This window comes from Psychrobacter piscatorii, assembly GCF_001444505.1.
Taxonomy (GTDB): domain Bacteria; phylum Pseudomonadota; class Gammaproteobacteria; order Pseudomonadales; family Moraxellaceae; genus Psychrobacter; species Psychrobacter piscatorii_B.
Window position 1 is genome coordinate 83,356 of the sequence record NZ_LNDJ01000001.1, and the last position, 16,736, is coordinate 100,091.

Consider the following 16,736-nt stretch of genomic DNA (forward strand, 5'->3'; position numbering starts at 1 on the left):
ATTTGTAACGCTAAAACGATAGTAAATAAAAAAGGGTCAGCTTTGATAAATATACATATCTGAAGCTGACCCTTTTTTTTGAGTCAATCAAATACTATTGGTCAGTCTTCTCTACTTTATAGGTCGTAAATTTGAAGCTCAAATCACTTTTTTCATCGTGCATTTGCTCAGATTCTTCTGCTACTTTGAAGCGATCTGGTAGCTCAGGATAGAACGCATCGCCATCCGTAATATCAGTATCTACGTGGGTCAGCTCAATGCGGTCGGTATACATCAGTGCTTCGCTAAAGACGCGCTCACCGCCAATCACCCAGATCGTCTCCAGATGTAGCCCATGTGCCAAACTTGCGGCATGAGTAAGGGCATCATCTAAATTATGCACCACATGCGCGTATTCATGTCCGACCAGTCCTTGCTGTTCTGCATAGTCCATTTGGGTAGAGATGATAAAGCACATACGCTTTGGTAAAGGCTTGCTACCCATGGATTCAAATGTCTTGCGACCCATGATGACGATGCCCTGAATATCGCTACTCGAGGCCGTATTTTGCGGGTCACGTGTGGTCATTTTTTTGAAGTGCTGCAGGTCTTGTGAGATATGCCACGGCAGCTCGTTGTTTTTACCGATACAGCGATTGCTACTTATGGCGGCGATTTGGGCAACTTCAGTGTGGGCATAGCTCATAATGGGTCCTTTCTATTATATTTTTAAACGTCTGTATTTTAACTCACAGACTTATTTATTGTCGTGCATGAAACGTATTTTAAACGGCAACTTTGGCTTTGATGGTCGGATGAGACTCATAGTTATTGACGCTAATATCGTCGTATTCAAAGGCAAAAATATCTTTCACCTCTGGGTTCAGGGTCAATGTTGGCGGTGTATATAGCGAACGTGTCAGTTGTAGCTCAGCCTGCTCGCGGTGGTTTTGGTAAATGTGGCAATCACCACCTGTCCAAACAAATTCACCAACTTCTAGGCCGCAAACCTGCGCGACCATATGCGTCAATAACGCATAACTGGCAATGTTAAAGGGCACACCTAAAAAAAGATCAGCTGAACGTTGATACAGCTGGCAAGAGAGCTTACCATCCGCCACAAAAAACTGAAACAGTGTATGACACGGCGGTAGTGCCACTTGCTCTGCTTCGCCTGGATTCCAGCCTGATACAATCAAGCGGCGCGAGTTGGGGTTGGTCTTAATTTGCTCAACGACCTGTGCTATTTGATCGACACCATCATCGTTGTAGCTGCCGTCCGCGCCTTTACTTGCACCATAGTTACGCCATTGATGACCGTAGACAGGGCCCAGCTCACCTTCAGGACGATTGAAGCGTGCAGTTTGTTCCGCTGTCGCCCACTCATTCCAGATACGCACGCCATGGTCTTGCAAGTATTGAACGTGGGTGCTGCCACTCAAAAACCATAATAGCTCGTAGGCGATGGATTTGAAGTGGACTTTTTTGGTCGTCAATAATGGAAAACCTGCCGCTAAGTCAAAACGCAGCTGCGCGCCAAAATGACTCAGCGTACCTGTACCAGTACGATCGCCTTTTGCGGTGCCGTTGTCTAAGACGTGGCGCAGCAAATCAAGATACGCTTGCTCGTTGTTATTTTGGTTGCCATTGCTCATAAAAGTGCTCTTTAATTACTGCTGGCAGCGTCCACAGATTAGGCTAATAATCCATATAGACGCTGTCATTGTTAAAAGTATTGCTAGGGTAGGCGTTATGAGGCGTACCCTCTTATTCAAGTGATTAATCGTTTTGTCGGTAAGGCGAGAGCCTTAGTAAGCGGCATGCTTACCCCAATCGTAGATGCCACGCTTATAGGCGTAACCGATTAAAAACAGACCAATAATAATCATCGGCGTGCTCAATATTTGCCCTTTGGTCACCCAACCTAACAAAATAAATCCCTGGTCAACGTCTGGCTGACGGAAGAATTCAATGATGAAGCGGCTAAAACCATAGCCGAGCATAAAGACACCAGTCACTGCCATACGCGGGCGAGGCTTTGATGAGTACCACCAAAGGAACAAGAATAACAGCAGACCTTCGGCAAAGGCTTCATACAGCTGTGACGGATGACGAGGCAATAAATACTGACCATTGACCTCAGTCATCACCTCTTGTAGCGCAGGATTGGCTTGTAGCTGCTGCATATCAAAGCCAGCCGCTTGGGGAAAGTAGGTGAGCCAATTGTAGCCACCATCAGAGACACGGCCCCATAACTCGCCATTGATATAGTTGCCAATACGCCCAAACAATAAGCCCGTCGGCACGCAAGGCACGATAAAATCGAGCACTTGAAACGGGGTCTTTTTATATTTGCGAGCAAAGTACAGCATCCCCAGCATGACACCAATCAAGCCACCATGGAATGACATGCCGCCTTCCCAAACCTTAAAGAGGTAGGCAGGGTTTTGTAGCAACTCGCCAAACTGATAAAACAACACGTAACCGACACGACCACCTAAGATAACGCCCAGTGCACCAAAGAACACAAGATCTGAGACCATATCTGTCGTCCAGCCCTCACGCTTGGTGCTGCGATACCATGCCAGACCGTAAGCGGCAGCAAACGCCAATAAATACATCAGCCCATACCAGTGGACTTCGACGGGCCCAAGTGCCAAGGCGACAGGATCGTACTGAGGATGAATCATCATAAGGGTGTCATAATATCGATAATAAAGTGCTGACTATAATAGCAAATTTCAAGCGCTGGTCATACACAATTGCTATCAAGGCAAGCACGCGGTATTGATGATTTAGGGCATTGATTTGATGCCCTAGATATGGATGATAGAAGAGAGGCGAGCGGTTTAGAACGATCATAAAGAGTTTCTCATGATGCACAGCGTAAGATAGAGACACAATTATCAGTGGCAAAGAGCGAGCATGACTATCTAAGTATGAGAAAGAGTCATCAAATGGCGACCAAATCTTGTACCTTGTTGTCGACCATCGTATCGCCTGCACCTTGAGAGATGACCTTGCCACGCGAGAGCACGGTGTAATTGTCAGCAAGCTCTTCGGCAAACTCATAAAACTGCTCAACCAGTACAATCGCCATGTCCCCTTTGTCAGCCAAGTCGCGAAGCACACGGCCGATATCTTTGATAATAGACGGCTGAATACCTTCGGTTGGCTCATCCAAAATAAGGACAGACGGCTCGGAGGCGAGCGCACGAGCAATGGCAAGCTGCTGCTGCTGACCGCCAGACAAATCACCACCGCGGCGATGTTTCATCTCATCAAGCACTGGGAAAATATCATATAAATGCTTGGGTACTTGCTTGGCTTTAGCGCGTGAAAACTTTGCCATACCAATTAAGATATTTTCTTCTACCGTTAGTGTCGAAAAGATATCGCGTCCTTGCGGCACATAAGCCAAACCTGCTCGCACGCGCTGCTCGGGGGAGAGTTTGCTGATGTCTTGGTCATTGAGCAAAATTTGTCCTGATTTGATCGGTAATATCCCCATCAGGCATTTGAGTAACGTGGTTTTGCCCACGCCATTACGTCCAAGTACTACACTGCACGCGCCTACAGGCGCTGTAAACGAGACATCTCGTAAAATATGACTGCCGCCGTAATATTGATTGATACCATTGACTTGTAACATGACGGTCTCCTAATCTTTCAATGATTTTTAATATTTGCATAGCTTGGCATTTGCATAGTTTCGCGGTTTATGGGCTAATGATGTATTGAATCATTGTCCAACTATCGACCCAGATAGGACTCAATCACCGCTTCATTGGCTTGCACTTCCGCCAAGGTACCTTCGGCCAATATCGCCCCTTGTGCCAATACCGTGACTTTTTCACTAATCGCATCAATAAAAGTCATATCATGCTCGACCACCACTAAGGTACGGTTCTGTTTGAGGCGCAGGCACAGCTCGGCAGTATGCTCAGTTTCGGCATCGGTCATACCTGCCACAGGCTCATCGAGCAAAATGAGCTTGGGGCTTTGCATCAACAGCATACCAATCTCTAGCCATTGCTTTTGACCATGAGAGAGTAAGCCTGCTGGCTTATTGATTTTGTCCGTCAAGCGGATTTGCTCAAGGGTCGAGTTGAGGGTATCGCGCGTATCGGCATCGAGTTTGTTGAACAAGCTTTTGACCACGCGCTTGTCTTTTGGCGCAGCAAGTAGCAAATTATCCATTACCGTAAAATTTTCGAACACGGTGGGTTTTTGAAACTTACGCCCGATACCCGCTTCAGCGATTTCTTCGGTAGATAGGCTGGCAAGATTATGCGTTTGACCAAAAAACACACTGCCTTCGGTAGGGCGGGTTTTACCAGTGATGACATCCATCAGCGTGGTTTTACCCGCACCATTGGGGCCGATGATACAGCGCAGCTCGCCTTCCTCAATATAGAGCGACAGATTGTTGAGTGCGCGAAACGAGTCAAACCAAACGCTCACCTCTTCTAGATATAGCGCAATGCCATGGCTAAAATCGACGCCTGCTGGCTTTGGGTGGCTGCGACCCGTACCACCATGAGTACGCCCATACTCATGGATTGACTGCTCAGATGGTGTTGATTTATCAGTTAGCATTACTGTTTCTCCTTTTTGAAGCGATCGAACAAGCCCATGATGCCATTGGGCAAAAATAAGGTGACTACAACGAACAGCCCGCCCAATATCAATAGCCAAAACTCAGGATAGGCAACCGTAAAATAGGTTTTTACTGCATTCACCACACCTGTTCCCAAAATCGCACCCACCAAGCTGCCTCGACCACCAGTGGCTACCCAAACGGCCATCTCAATTGAGTTCACAGGGTTCATCTCACTTGGATTGATAATACCGACTTGCGGCACATAGAGCGCACCTGCGATACCGGCAATGACGGCGGACAATACCCAAGCGGAGAGCTTGTACCATAGCGTGCGATAGCCTAAATACTGCAAGCGGTTTTCGCTATCGCGAATCGCACCCAATACGCGTCCATAAGGCTGGTTCATTAAATAACGCAGACCTATGTAAGAGAGGAGTAATGCCAAGGCGGTAACAAAACACAGCATAGAACGGGTTGAGGCAGCAGTAATGTCATAACCTAAGAGGGTAGTAAAGCCCGTGAAGCCGTTATTGCCACCAAAGCCGGTCTCGTTACGGAAGAATAGCAGGGCGGCGGCATAGACCATGGCCTGAGTGATGATAGAAAAATAAACACCTTTGATTTTTGAGCGGAAAGCAAAAAAACCAAAGATAAAGGCAATCACACCTGGCACCAAAACCACCAATGCCATCGCCCACCAAAAATGCTGCGTGCCAGCCCAATACCATGGCATCTCAGTCCAGCTCAAAAAACGCATAAAATCAGGCAAGCCATCGCCAGCAGTCTCACGCGTTAAGTACATGCCAAACGCATAACCACCCAGCGCAAAATATAAACCATGCCCCAAGCTCAAAATACCAGCGTAGCCCCAGACCAGATCTAGTGCCAAGGCCACCATTGCCAATGCCATGATTTTGCCAATCAGGGTGATCCAGTAGGCGGATAGGTGAAAGGGTGACGTCTCTGGCATTAAGTGTAGCCAAGGGAGTATCAATAGCACGGCAAAGCACAAACCGATTAAAATGGCGCTACGCCTTGTATCAGACAGTAATTTGGTCAGTATCATAGGATTCTCCTTATTCGACAAAGCGGCCTTTGAGGGCAAATAAACCTTGTGGCCGCTTCTGAATGAACAGAATCACAAGAACCAACAACACAATCTTGGCTAATACCGCGCCAATGCCAATCTCAAGCACCGTGCCACTGACACCCAATCCTAATGCGGCCAATACTGCGCCCCATACTTGTCCGACACCGCCAACGACGACGACCAAAAACGTATCAATAATATACGTCTGACCCAGATCAGGACCCACGTTGCCCACTTGAGCCAACGCGCAACCAGCCATGCCAGCCAGTCCAGAGCCCAAACCAAATGCCATCATATCGATGCGCGCAGAAGGGATACCGACGGCACGTGCCATTTGACGGTTTTGAGTGACGGCGCGTATAAATAATCCGAAGCGAGTCTTATTGAGTAAATAAACCAAGAGTGCTACGACAATGACGGTAAACACGATGATGGCAATACGGTTATAAGGCAGTACCAAACTTGATGACACTTGATAGGCACCGCTGAGCCACGCCACATTGCTGACTTCAACGTTTTGCGCGCCAAAAATCATCCGCACCAATTGCATTAAGATTAGACTGACGCCAAATGTCGCCAATAGCGTCTCCAGCTCACGACCGTATAACGGACGAATGACAATGCGCTCAATAATCATACCGATAACAGCACTGACCAAAAATGCAGCGGGAACCGCCGCAAGCAAATACCAGCCAACCATATCTGGCAGATAAGCTTTAAATAAATTTTGCACCATATAAGTGGTATACGCGCCAATCATAATCAGCTCACCATGCGCCATATTAATCACGCCAAGCAAGCCAAAAGTAATCGCAAGGCCAAGTGCTGCGAGCAATAAAATGCTGGCGGTACTCATGCCAGTGAAAATATGACCTGTCCATGTGCTTATCTCAATACGGCGTGCCACGCTGTCTCTGGCATCACTGAGCGCCGCCTCAAGCGTTGGATCCAAGTTGTCAGATGTAAGGGCAGATTCAAGATCAACCAATACCTGCGGATTATCGCTATCAGCGAGTAGGTTCACAGCTTCAATCTGAGTGGGTAAATCGCCATTTTTGAAATCAATACGAGCCTGTAATGCCGTTAGTGCTTTTTGAACGTTGGCATTGTCCTCATTTGCGGCAGCCGCTGTGATAATGGCTGGATCGACTTGGTCAATGTTATCTGCCAAAATCTCCACAGCCTGCAAGCGCTGTGCTGGCTTGTCAGATTCGAGCTTTACCTTGGCTTGTCCAAAGATAAGCGCCGAGCGTAAGGTATTGGTCAAGGTGACTTGGGACAAATCGCTTGGCCAATCGGACGTTTCGGTTTTGTCGGGATATGTGAAGAGTTGATCCTCTGCATTGAGCAAATACGTTTGCCCACGGTTGCCTTGATACAGCTCATCATTGGCAATCAACTCGACCAGATTGTCCAAACTCTCAACCGATCCTGGCCAAGCACTTAGCATGGCTTGGCGCTGACTAAAATCGCCCGCCACAAATTGTTGAATAGCATCGCCTGATACTGCCGTCGTAGGCTGTGTCGGGGTAGTCAATGACTGCTCATTATTAGTGCGCAGCGTGTCACTACCATCGGTCATCGATTCTGAGGTCACAGTGGCGATATTTGCCGATTGAGCATCGTCATCTGCATGAACGATGGTGGTGAAGGCCGCTAACAGTAAAGCGATTAATACCAGCAGCCGTCGCGGCACAACCATTGAGATACTAGACGCGTATGTCTTTGCTAATGCTTGCTGATCATCATTGTTTTTGGATAATATCTGCCCCAACAATGGGCGTAAAGTATTGTGCTGCATGTGCGGCTCCCTGTTTTTACAGACAACAAATCCTTGTCCTCTATTACTTAACGCAGTAAGTCATAGAAGCCGTGATAAGGTTTGGAGGTACTTAAAATTTTGAGAATAAGTGCTGAACTTCAAGATAGCGAGTAGGCGGTGGCTCGTTCATTGATATAGTCTATTGGTCGACTATTCATACTTGCTACCACCATGCGCTTTTCAGCACCTATTTATTGAGGGAGCCATTTATTTCGGGATATACTCGCTCCATGGCTGCGCTCGGATGACCTTTGGCGTTTTAAAAATCGTATCAAACTGACCATCGGCGCGAATTTGACCAATCATGACAGGCTTCCATAAGTGATGGTTTTCTTCATCCATCTTGAGGGTGTAGCCAGAGGGCGCATCGAATGTCTGTCCAGCCATGCTAATACGTACTTTATCAACATCGGTGGTGCCAGCATCTTCCACTGCCTGTTTCCACATATTGATACCCACATAAGTGGCTTCCATAGGATCGTTGGTCACAACCTTATCGGCATTCGGTAGGTTTTTGTCCAAGGCGTACTGCTTATAGCGTTTGGTAAAATCGTTATTGACGGGATTTTTGATCGACATAAAGTAATTCCATGCCGCCAAGTGTCCTTGTAGCAAGCTGGTATCGATACCGCGCAGCTCCTCTTCGCCAACTGAGAATGCCATGACGGGAATATCCGAGGCTTTGATGCCTTGGTTGGCAAGCTCACGATAGAATGGCACGTTTGAGTCGCCATTGATGGTAGAGATCACCGCCGTCTTTTTGCCCGTTGAGAATTTCTTAATATTCGAGACGATGGTTTGATAGTTGCTAAAACCAAATGGCGTGTACTCTTCCATGATGTCTTCATCAGCCACGCCTTTTGATTTCAAAAATGCCTTTAGAATCTGGTTGGTAGTTCGTGGATAGACGTAATCGGTACCCAATAATACAAAGCGCTCTGCACCGCCGCCTTCTTCACTCATCAAATACTCAACTGCTGGAATGGCCTGCTGGTTGGGCGCCGCGCCAGTATAAAAGATGTTTTCTGATTGCTCTTGTCCTTCATACTGCACGGGATAAAACATCAAGCCGTTCAGCTCTTCAACCACGGGCAAGACAGACTTGCGCGAGACCGAGGTCCAACCACCAAAAATCACATCGACTTTGTCTTGAGTAAGCAGCTGACGCGCTTTTTCGGCAAACAAGGGCCAGTCAGAGGCAGGGTCAACAACGACAGGCTCTAGCTGCTTACCGAGCACACCGCCATTGGCATTGATTTCGTCAATGGTCATCAGTGCGGTATCTTTTAGGGAAGTTTCAGAAATGGCCATGGTGCCAGATAGCGAGTGCAAGATGCCTACTTTGATCGTGTCGCCATCAGCGGCAGGAGTGGTTGTTGTTTCTGTCGTGGTTTCGGTTGTTGTCTCTGTCGATGTCGCAGTTTCGGCAGGCTTTTGACAGCCAGCTAGACTCAGGCTACCAACGACGGCAATCGCTAATAATGAAAAACGTGATTTGATTTTGCCATGTAGGTGAGCATTAACAAACTGAGGATTGGCTAAAGTGGGTAACGAAAACATGGACATCTCCTAAATAGACACAAAAGATAAAGTATGGCTCCTGAACAGTTATTAAGCGTTCAAGTTCCGTGCCAAGTCAAAAATGCCAATAATCGTATAATATTTGAGCAATAATTAAATATTTTCTATGATTTTCGTTAATTTAGTGCACGATTGTTAATAGAGCGCACCATAACGGGGAAGGAGATAAAAAATTGGTGCAATTGACAGACTGGTAGCAAAAAAAGAGCCGTTATTATCAAAATAGCACAACGAACAAAAGCATTTATTGCCAAAGACTGGCAAAACGGCTACGGTAATGCCTATAGAATAGACATTATTTCACATACGTATCTCATGAACAGATTACGCTGACGCCATGATTAATCACACCCCCAAGGAAAGATATATGAACGCATACCGAACACAGTGGTCTGGCCTAACGGCTCATGCTCGCACCTCATCACGGCGCTCGCAACGATCGCGCCTTATGGTTTTGCCACTTGTGCTTGGTGGCAGTACGGTATTAGGCTTACCCGTCGCCCAAGCGGCAACGAGTAGTATCGAGCAAGTGACTGTCTATCAAGGGCTGGCGAGTGTGACACGCTCATTGCCCATTACTGGTAGCGGTGAGCAAACCGTGGTATTTTCGTGCCTATCACCTTATATGGATAAAGACAGTCTCAGCGTGCAGGCAATAGGTGGTGTCAATATTGGTGAAATCAGCATTGAAGAGTTAACAGGAGAGCAAGCAATCCAGTGCCAATATCAAGGCGATGCCGAGGTACAAACACAGCAAAATACTTTAGCTAGTATTAATGCGGAATTAGAAGCGGCGCGCTTAGCAAAAGCCTATTTGCAAAATTTGACTAAGGCCACGCAAGTCAACACGGCGAGTACGATTGCTAGTAACGCACGCGATATAGAGGCGCAGGCGTCCCGTATTAACCAAAGTATTATTGAGATGGAGCGGCGACAAGCAAGCGCCCAAGATACACTGAATCAGATGATGGCAAGCAGTGTCACGTCAACGGCGAGTAATGTGACCCAAGTGAGTGTACGCACTGCCAGTCGCGCGCCAAGTAGCATTAAATTGCATTATCAAGTACAAGGCGCAGGCTGGGAGCCTACGTATCAGGCGCGTCTCAACACCAATAGCGAGCACCTAAATATCACCGCTTCTGCGATTATCGCCCAACAAACGGGCGAGAATTGGACCAACGTTCCTGTCACTCTCAGTACAGCCAACCCCAACCAGCGCGCGACAGGACGACTACCTCATGTGCCGCGCCTATCACTTTATGAAGAAAACCAAAATGTTGAGTATGCAATACCTATGTCGGATAACACGCCTGTCGTAGTATCTGCCAGAGAAGGTTATAGCGACGATTCTAGAGCACCAAATATGGCACCACTGCCGAACTTTACGGTCAGTAGCCAAAATAAAAACGGTATTATTGAATATCGCTTGCCGCAGCGAGTGAGTATACCCAGTGGTGGCAGGCGAGTACGTACTGTCATTGGCGAGCAGTCTGGCAGCAGTAAGCTGTGGGTTCGTAGTACCCCGAGCGTTGAGACGGCCGCCTATTGGTACGCATCAGCGCCGTTCCTGACGCCAGAGTGGGTAGATGGCTCACTACAGCTGTACCGTGATGACAACTATGTTGGACAATCGCGCTATAACTATCAAATGCTAAAAGAGCAGGGGATTGGTTTTGGTCGTGATCCAAGCATGATGGTCAAAGCGCTAATCAATGAAGACAAGCAAGGGGAAAAAGGCGTGCTCAACCGCACCCAAACTCTAACAACGACCCAAGCCTATGAATTTACCAATCAGCATAACCGCCCTGTGCGCCTGCAAGTGTTGGGGAGCGAGCCTATCAGCCGTGATGACAGTCTTAAAGTCGACGTTACCCACACGCCGCCTGTCACCGAGCGTAATTGGAATGACAATCAAGGCATGGTAGCGTGGGAGTTTAACGTGCCGAGTAAACAGTCACAGGCGATACGCTCAACCTCGCAAATCAGTTACCCTGCCAATAAGATATTGAGTGGTGATCGATAAATGATACTTGCTCAGCAAATCAGTTTTAAGCCATGATGTTTATTTTTACCAAAAATCTCGCGCCCCATAAACGTTTATCAAAGGAATATTATGTGTATTGTCGCCATTGCTTGGCAGTTATTTGACGAGCTGCCATTAGTACTCTTGTCCAATCGCGATGAGTTTTTGCAGCGTCCGACGGAGCCTCTGCACCAATGGGCCGATCAGGATATCTATGCAGGGCGTGATAAGCAAAGTGGCGGTACGTGGTTGGGTATCCATCAGCAAGCGTTACAAACGCAAAGTTCGGAATATTATGAACAAAATGGACGCTGGGCCGCCGTATTGAACTTTCGTGATGGCGTGCAGGCAGGTATTAATGAGCGTTCTCGTGGTGAATTGGTCACGCGTTTTTTGACCGGTACGCTCAGTCCGATGGCGTTTGCACGGCAGATTGAATTACAAGCTTATGCGGGTTTCAATCTGATTATTGGTGACGCTAGGCAAGCAGTCATTGTTAATAACCGCGGTCATGCCCCCACGCCGCTACATGCAGGATTACATGTGATTTCAAACGGTCAGCCAGAGGACAGCTGGTTTAAGACCGAGCGGTTGCGTGGGCGTTTACGCCAAGAAGTGCTACCGCTAATTGCCGAGGACAGCGCGGCTAGCTACTGGCAAGCAGCTGCATTCAATGTGCTGTCAGATAATACCAAGGCACCGGATGATCAGTTGCCAGATACAGGGATGAGCACTGAGCTTGAACAGACCTTATCCTCTGTCTATATTGAGCCTGTGAGCTTTGGCAATGCTGACATCAGCAAGCCTACTTATGGAACACGAACCCAGAGTATTTTGACCTTGAGCAAAAATGGCGGGGTAGATTCAGAGATCACCGCTCACATTGTCAGTCGAGAGTATCCACATTCAGTGGCTAGTGAGTAAAAACTTATTATTCAATGTCAGTGATAACTTCTACTGATTTCACGAGAACCTATACATCATTATTAAAACCATTCACACAAAAAAGCCTGCATCACTGGATACAGGCTTTTTGTAATATGACAAACAATAAAAGTACGTTTTACTGATTAAGACTGAATCAAATGATTGCTTTGCTCAGGCAAGATCAGCTCTTGCTTTAAGGGTAGCTCACGTACCAGCTCTTGTAGGGCGCGACGATACACGCCTCGTTTGAAGTGAATCACTTGTCCGAGTGGATACCAGTAGCTGACCCATTGCCAATGGTCAAATTCAGGTTTCCCTTCATCAAAGCGGATGTGTTGGGTATTCGGCTCATCTAAGCGTAGCAAAAACCATTTTTGTTTTTGCCCAATACATAAGGGGTGCTGGCCATGGCGTACGTAACGTTTTGGCAGACGATAGCGCAGCCAGTCTTGAGTGACTGCCAATAAGTCCACATGACGCGGGTGTAAACCGACCTCTTCCCAGAGCTCGCGATACATTGCATCCATCGGCGTCTCCCCGCGGTCGATACCACCCTGCGGAAATTGCCAAGCGTTGTGACCAATACGTTTTGCCCACAGAACCTGCCCTTGTGTATTTGCCAAGATGATGCCGACATTGGCGCGAAAGCCGTCTGCATCTATCATGACTAAACCTTTTTAATTTGTTTAAAAATAGCCTGTTTTCATCTGATACTGCGATAGCAATCATAATTATTATAAGGTGATGGTTATCAATATCAGCTAAAAACAAGATTCATTACCGTCATTAAACCAAGAAACAAGCAGAATGTGTAACAGTATTTTGCTATAAAATGTTTCACGAGTTTTACCTTTTAAAATCAATTATTTATAAACAGACTTTTGTGGGTTTTTCAAATAAAAATTTGATAAATATCGATGCGAGTAACGATAGCTTCATAGTGCTCAAATCATTTATTGAAGAAGAGAATAAAACCAAGAAATTGTTTTCTCACGACACGATAGCCAAACAATGGCTTTATCAAATCTTGCTTTGGCTTATGCTACACTAGCCAAGCTGCATATATTTCAAACAATAAAAATAGGCTTATGCCAATTACAGTAAGGAACATTTACAATGTCAGAATCAAAAGCAAGCGTTACATGGCAAGAGAACAAAGCGTTCATGGGCGTGTCACCGTCAGGACACAATGTACAAATCGATGCGGACAAAGAAAAAGGCTCAAGCCCAATGGAGCTAGTCTTACTAGGGCTGGGTGGTTGTGCCAGCTACGATGTGGTGTCAATCCTCCAAAAGTCGCGTCAAGATGTCACGGATGTACGCTGTGAGCTGACCGCCAAGCGCGCCGAAACTGTACCAGCTGTTTATACCGATATTCATCTGCATTTTGTAGTCACAGGTCAAGACATCAAAGACAAACAGGTCGAAAAGGCCATTCATCTATCAGCAGAGAAGTACTGCTCAGCCAGTCGCATGCTAGTCGCAGGTGGGGTCAATATTACCCATGATTTTGAAGTGATTGCAGGTTAAGGATTTATACGATGATCAGTGCATTTTTTGACTTGGTTTCTGATAAAGTGGCGTCTGCCATCTGGGCGATGGTGGTAGCGAGCTTACTGCCATGGGCTGTATCAATAATGGCAAAAGTATCTGGCGGCTTTAGGGTCAGAAATAATGCACATCCTCGCGATTTTTTTCAGCACACAACTGGAATGGCTGCACGTGCCAATGCTGCGCAGCAAAATAGCTATGAAACTCTGCCAGTGTTTTTGGCGGCCGTGTTGGTGGCCATGCTGTTCTTTGTACCACAATCGATCATTAATGTGTTGGCATGGCTGTATGTGATCATTCGAATTGGTTATTGCACCGCTTATATCACCAACTTATCGACGTTTCGCTCTATTCTCTGGGTGCTATCCATGGCATGCTGTCTGATGCTGTTTTATCTGGCGATACGAGTCAGTGTATAGCGTTACCCGTCTATATTTACCAAGTAGACCACATATGATCAGGTGATTATTATTGTACGCTTGCTTGTAGTGCATTGATAATCACCGCTTTGTTTTTCTCTCGCTTGATACTTTCCCACACTGTTTGCGCCTCAGCATAGCCTTTGGTGAGCATCCCTAACCACTGTTTATAACGCCCAACCAATACCACATCATTCTTTGCCTCACCTTCCAAAAACTTAACTTGATGGGCGATCAAATCTTGCCATAGCAAGGTTGCCGTGTTTTTTCCGCTGTCATCATGATTTTCAGTATAGTTATCGACTTGCGCAACCAAATCAGGTCGTGTGACTGCGCCGCGACCTAACATGAGATGTGACGTGCCTGCTTGCATCATACAGTCATTTGCTTGCGCTGCGCTCCATATCTCGCCATTGGCAATCACAGGAATATCAAGTGCATTAAAACTTTGGATTTTGTCCCAATAGGCAGGCGGCTTATAACCTTGGGTTTTGGTGCGTGCATGGATAGTGAGCCAATCAGCGCCACTAGCAGCAATCGCGCCGCGAATATCATCCATGCGCGAGGTGTCGGTATAGCCCAAGCGAATCTTGGCCGAGACAGGAATATGAGCAGGAACGGCTTCACGTACCGCACTGATAATCTGATACATGGTTTCGGGTTCATCAAGCAGCACCGAGCCGCCGCGATGGCTATTAACGGTCTTAGCAGGGCAACCAAAATTGATATCAATCGCAGGCGCGCCAAGCTCGGCAGCATAAGTGGCGTTTTCTGCCATCAGCTGCGCGTCGCTACCCAAAAGCTGCACATGAATGGGCGTGCCGGAGGCGGTTTTGGCATTGTGATGTAACTCTGGTGCGTATTTATAAAACACATGGGCTGGCAAGACATGCTGGGTGATACGAATAAATTCACTGACTGACCAATCATAGGGACGACCTAAGTCTGCTGCAATTTGCGTTAAAATTTGGCGCATCAGTGGATCGGTCAAACCTTCCATGGGTGCGAGGAGTCGGACGGGATTGGCAAATAACTGATGCATGGTATTTTGACGTGCTTGGTGTTGCTGAATATTATTCATACTTGTGATGCACTGTTAAAAGGTCGTTATAATGTGAAGTGGATTGAGGCGTTAGGTTGGCAACCAAAAAAGTGGTTAAGTATTGCCAAAAATCACTTTTTTCCCTGTCTGCAATCCTGATATCAAGTCTTTAATATTATGAATGTCCAAATTGCTCTGGGCACGGGTACAAGCAACATAAAGCAGGCGCAGCTCTTCTGGGCTTATCTTGACTGCGTTGGTGGTCACATCGTAGTAAAAATCATCATCTAGTTGTACTTTGCCCCATTCAAGCCCTTTGGCTTTATGCGCGGTAGAGATGACATAGTCGGCATTTTCAATACTGGTGAGACTATTGACCGCTTGGCTTAGTACATTAGTGCCGTGATCATCGACCAGTTTGACTAGTGTTTTGAGATCGCTACCCTCGTTGGTTTCAGCATACTCTTGTACATCACCCCAATTATAGAAATAAGCCAGCTCGGGCACCCCGTAAGCCGATCTGCCATTTTTTAAGTTCTCCGCTGCTTGGCAGAATTTGAGCATGCGATCAGTATCTGCTTGTAGCGCTACACGGTGCCCGTGCTTTAACCCGGTCAATAATTGCGACATCGCCGCAGCATTGGTACGGCAGAGAATGGCGTCTTTTTTACTATGTACCATTCCCTTATCGGTAGAGGACTGTTTGTTCGGATTGCCCTTTAGCGGTACGTCTTCTTGCAGCGCTTTTAGTAAAGTATTGGCCACTTCTGCAATCGGCTCACCAAAGCGAAAGGATTGCGTTAATAACGTCTGTGGCAATGGCAGTTTTTTCATTGCATTCACAGCGCCGCGCCATTCATAAATCTGCTGGTGCGCATCGCCCACATAGATGACTTGTCTTGATTGCTGGGTCAAGATACCCATCATTAATGGATCAGCATCTTGCGCCTCGTCAAACAAAATAAAGTCCGCAGGGATGCTCGGCTTGGACAATGCCCACAGCTTGAGATAAATATCATGACCAATGCCCGCAGGATGACGCGCATCAATCGACTGTAGCCAGCGCTGCTCAACGGCAGGGTAGAGCATCTCGCGTAATTGCTCGGCGTCTGAATCATCGAGCCAGCTTGGAAACAGTATGTGCCTTGGCGCAGGGTAGCTGGCATGTGTACTACAAAAATTACTCACTGCGTCACTGACGAATCGAGACAACCGTGCTGGTGTCAGCGTAATGTATTTATTAACCCCATCCATTTGCCGACGGACTTGCACAGGTTGCAAGCCCAAATCATCACCCAGACGCTTAGGTGAAAATCGCGGTAGAGATAGCTTGGCGGTAATATCACGCGCGACATGACGGTAGGCCAGCGAGTGAAAAGTGCGGCATTCTACATGCGGTGGAAACTTGGAACGAGCATCATTGGCAATCGCTTTGTTAAAGGCCAGATACAGTCCGCGACCTCGCAAGCGCTCACCGATTAGCTTGAGTGTCGTGGTCTTACCAGCGCCTGCGTACGCCACCACTTTAAATGATTTTTGGTCCATCGCCATATTCAGCGCGGCGAGCTGCTCATCAGTGGGATCGCTCATATAAGCTGGCATCGATGCGGACATAATAAAGCTACCTAAATACAAGAAGTGATTAAAAACACAAGGGGCAAAAAAAGCCACTGGATAAACAATGGCTCATAGATGGTGG

Annotated in this window: 15 protein-coding genes; 4 read left to right on the plus strand and 11 right to left on the minus strand. The window is 47.0% G+C overall.

What is annotated here, in order from left to right; genetic code table 11:
- Nucleotides 1–94: 94 nt before the first annotated feature.
- The 8 genes from AS194_RS00395 to urtA form a co-directional block, all read right to left on the minus strand.
- The gene (locus AS194_RS00395) at nucleotides 95–685 is read right to left on the minus strand and encodes a dihydrofolate reductase (protein WP_058023519.1); all 591 of its coding nucleotides are present in this window, start codon (nucleotides 683–685) and stop codon (nucleotides 95–97) included.
- 79 nt (nucleotides 686–764) lie between these two features.
- Nucleotides 765–1,634 (minus strand): thymidylate synthase, encoded by an 870-nt coding sequence (locus tag AS194_RS00400; RefSeq protein WP_058023520.1) that lies wholly within the window; start codon nucleotides 1,632–1,634, stop codon nucleotides 765–767.
- A gap of 153 nt (nucleotides 1,635–1,787) precedes the next feature.
- Entirely contained in the window at nucleotides 1,788–2,672 is an 885-nt protein-coding gene (lgt, locus tag AS194_RS00405; RefSeq protein ID WP_058023521.1) for a prolipoprotein diacylglyceryl transferase, read from the minus strand.
- 260 nt (nucleotides 2,673–2,932) lie between these two features.
- Nucleotides 2,933–3,631, minus strand: coding sequence for an urea ABC transporter ATP-binding subunit UrtE (urtE, locus tag AS194_RS00410; protein ID WP_058023522.1), 699 nt, complete (start codon nucleotides 3,629–3,631; stop codon nucleotides 2,933–2,935).
- Between the two features lie 101 nt (nucleotides 3,632–3,732).
- A complete protein-coding gene (urtD, locus tag AS194_RS00415) occupies nucleotides 3,733–4,542 on the minus strand; it encodes an urea ABC transporter ATP-binding protein UrtD (protein ID WP_058023573.1) in 810 nt (269 codons plus the stop codon).
- A 35-nt stretch (nucleotides 4,543–4,577) separates the two neighbouring features.
- Nucleotides 4,578–5,648, minus strand: a complete 1,071-nt coding sequence (gene urtC / locus AS194_RS00420) for an urea ABC transporter permease subunit UrtC (RefSeq protein WP_058023523.1) — start codon at nucleotides 5,646–5,648, stop codon at nucleotides 4,578–4,580.
- A 10-nt stretch (nucleotides 5,649–5,658) separates the two neighbouring features.
- Complete coding sequence (gene urtB / locus AS194_RS00425) at nucleotides 5,659–7,254, minus strand: urea ABC transporter permease subunit UrtB (RefSeq protein WP_152978574.1); 1,596 nt, start codon at nucleotides 7,252–7,254, stop codon at nucleotides 5,659–5,661.
- A gap of 447 nt (nucleotides 7,255–7,701) precedes the next feature.
- The gene (gene urtA, locus AS194_RS00430) at nucleotides 7,702–9,054 is read right to left on the minus strand and encodes an urea ABC transporter substrate-binding protein (RefSeq protein WP_058023524.1); all 1,353 of its coding nucleotides are present in this window, start codon (nucleotides 9,052–9,054) and stop codon (nucleotides 7,702–7,704) included.
- Nucleotides 9,055–9,442: 388 nt separating this feature from the next.
- Between urtA and AS194_RS00435 the strand changes: the two genes are divergently transcribed.
- Together AS194_RS00435 and AS194_RS00440 are read left to right on the plus strand one after the other, a co-directional pair.
- Nucleotides 9,443–11,098 carry a DUF4139 domain-containing protein gene (locus AS194_RS00435; RefSeq protein ID WP_083499549.1) on the plus strand — a complete coding sequence of 552 codons (1,656 nt, stop codon included), beginning with the start codon at nucleotides 9,443–9,445 and terminating at the stop codon, nucleotides 11,096–11,098.
- Between the two features lie 90 nt (nucleotides 11,099–11,188).
- Entirely contained in the window at nucleotides 11,189–12,022 is an 834-nt protein-coding gene (locus AS194_RS00440; protein WP_058023526.1) for an NRDE family protein, read from the plus strand.
- Between the two features lie 146 nt (nucleotides 12,023–12,168).
- Here AS194_RS00440 and AS194_RS00445 read toward each other — a convergent pair whose 3' ends face one another.
- On the minus strand, nucleotides 12,169–12,690 hold the full coding sequence (locus AS194_RS00445) for an RNA pyrophosphohydrolase (protein WP_058023527.1): 522 nt from the start codon (nucleotides 12,688–12,690) through the stop codon (nucleotides 12,169–12,171).
- 451 nt (nucleotides 12,691–13,141) lie between these two features.
- Between AS194_RS00445 and AS194_RS00455 the strand changes: the two genes are divergently transcribed.
- Complete coding sequence (locus AS194_RS00455) at nucleotides 13,142–13,555, plus strand: OsmC family protein (protein WP_058023529.1); 414 nt, start codon at nucleotides 13,142–13,144, stop codon at nucleotides 13,553–13,555.
- A gap of 11 nt (nucleotides 13,556–13,566) precedes the next feature.
- Nucleotides 13,567–13,995, plus strand: a complete 429-nt coding sequence (locus AS194_RS00460; RefSeq protein WP_413771698.1) for an MAPEG family protein — start codon at nucleotides 13,567–13,569, stop codon at nucleotides 13,993–13,995.
- 49 nt (nucleotides 13,996–14,044) lie between these two features.
- Here AS194_RS00460 and AS194_RS00465 read toward each other — a convergent pair whose 3' ends face one another.
- Both AS194_RS00465 and AS194_RS00470 read right to left on the minus strand, forming a co-directional pair.
- Nucleotides 14,045–15,076, minus strand: a complete 1,032-nt coding sequence (locus AS194_RS00465) for a tRNA dihydrouridine synthase (RefSeq protein WP_058023530.1) — start codon at nucleotides 15,074–15,076, stop codon at nucleotides 14,045–14,047.
- A 75-nt stretch (nucleotides 15,077–15,151) separates the two neighbouring features.
- A complete protein-coding gene (locus AS194_RS00470; RefSeq protein WP_058023531.1) occupies nucleotides 15,152–16,651 on the minus strand; it encodes a UvrD-helicase domain-containing protein in 1,500 nt (499 codons plus the stop codon).
- Nucleotides 16,652–16,736: the final 85 nt, after the last annotated feature.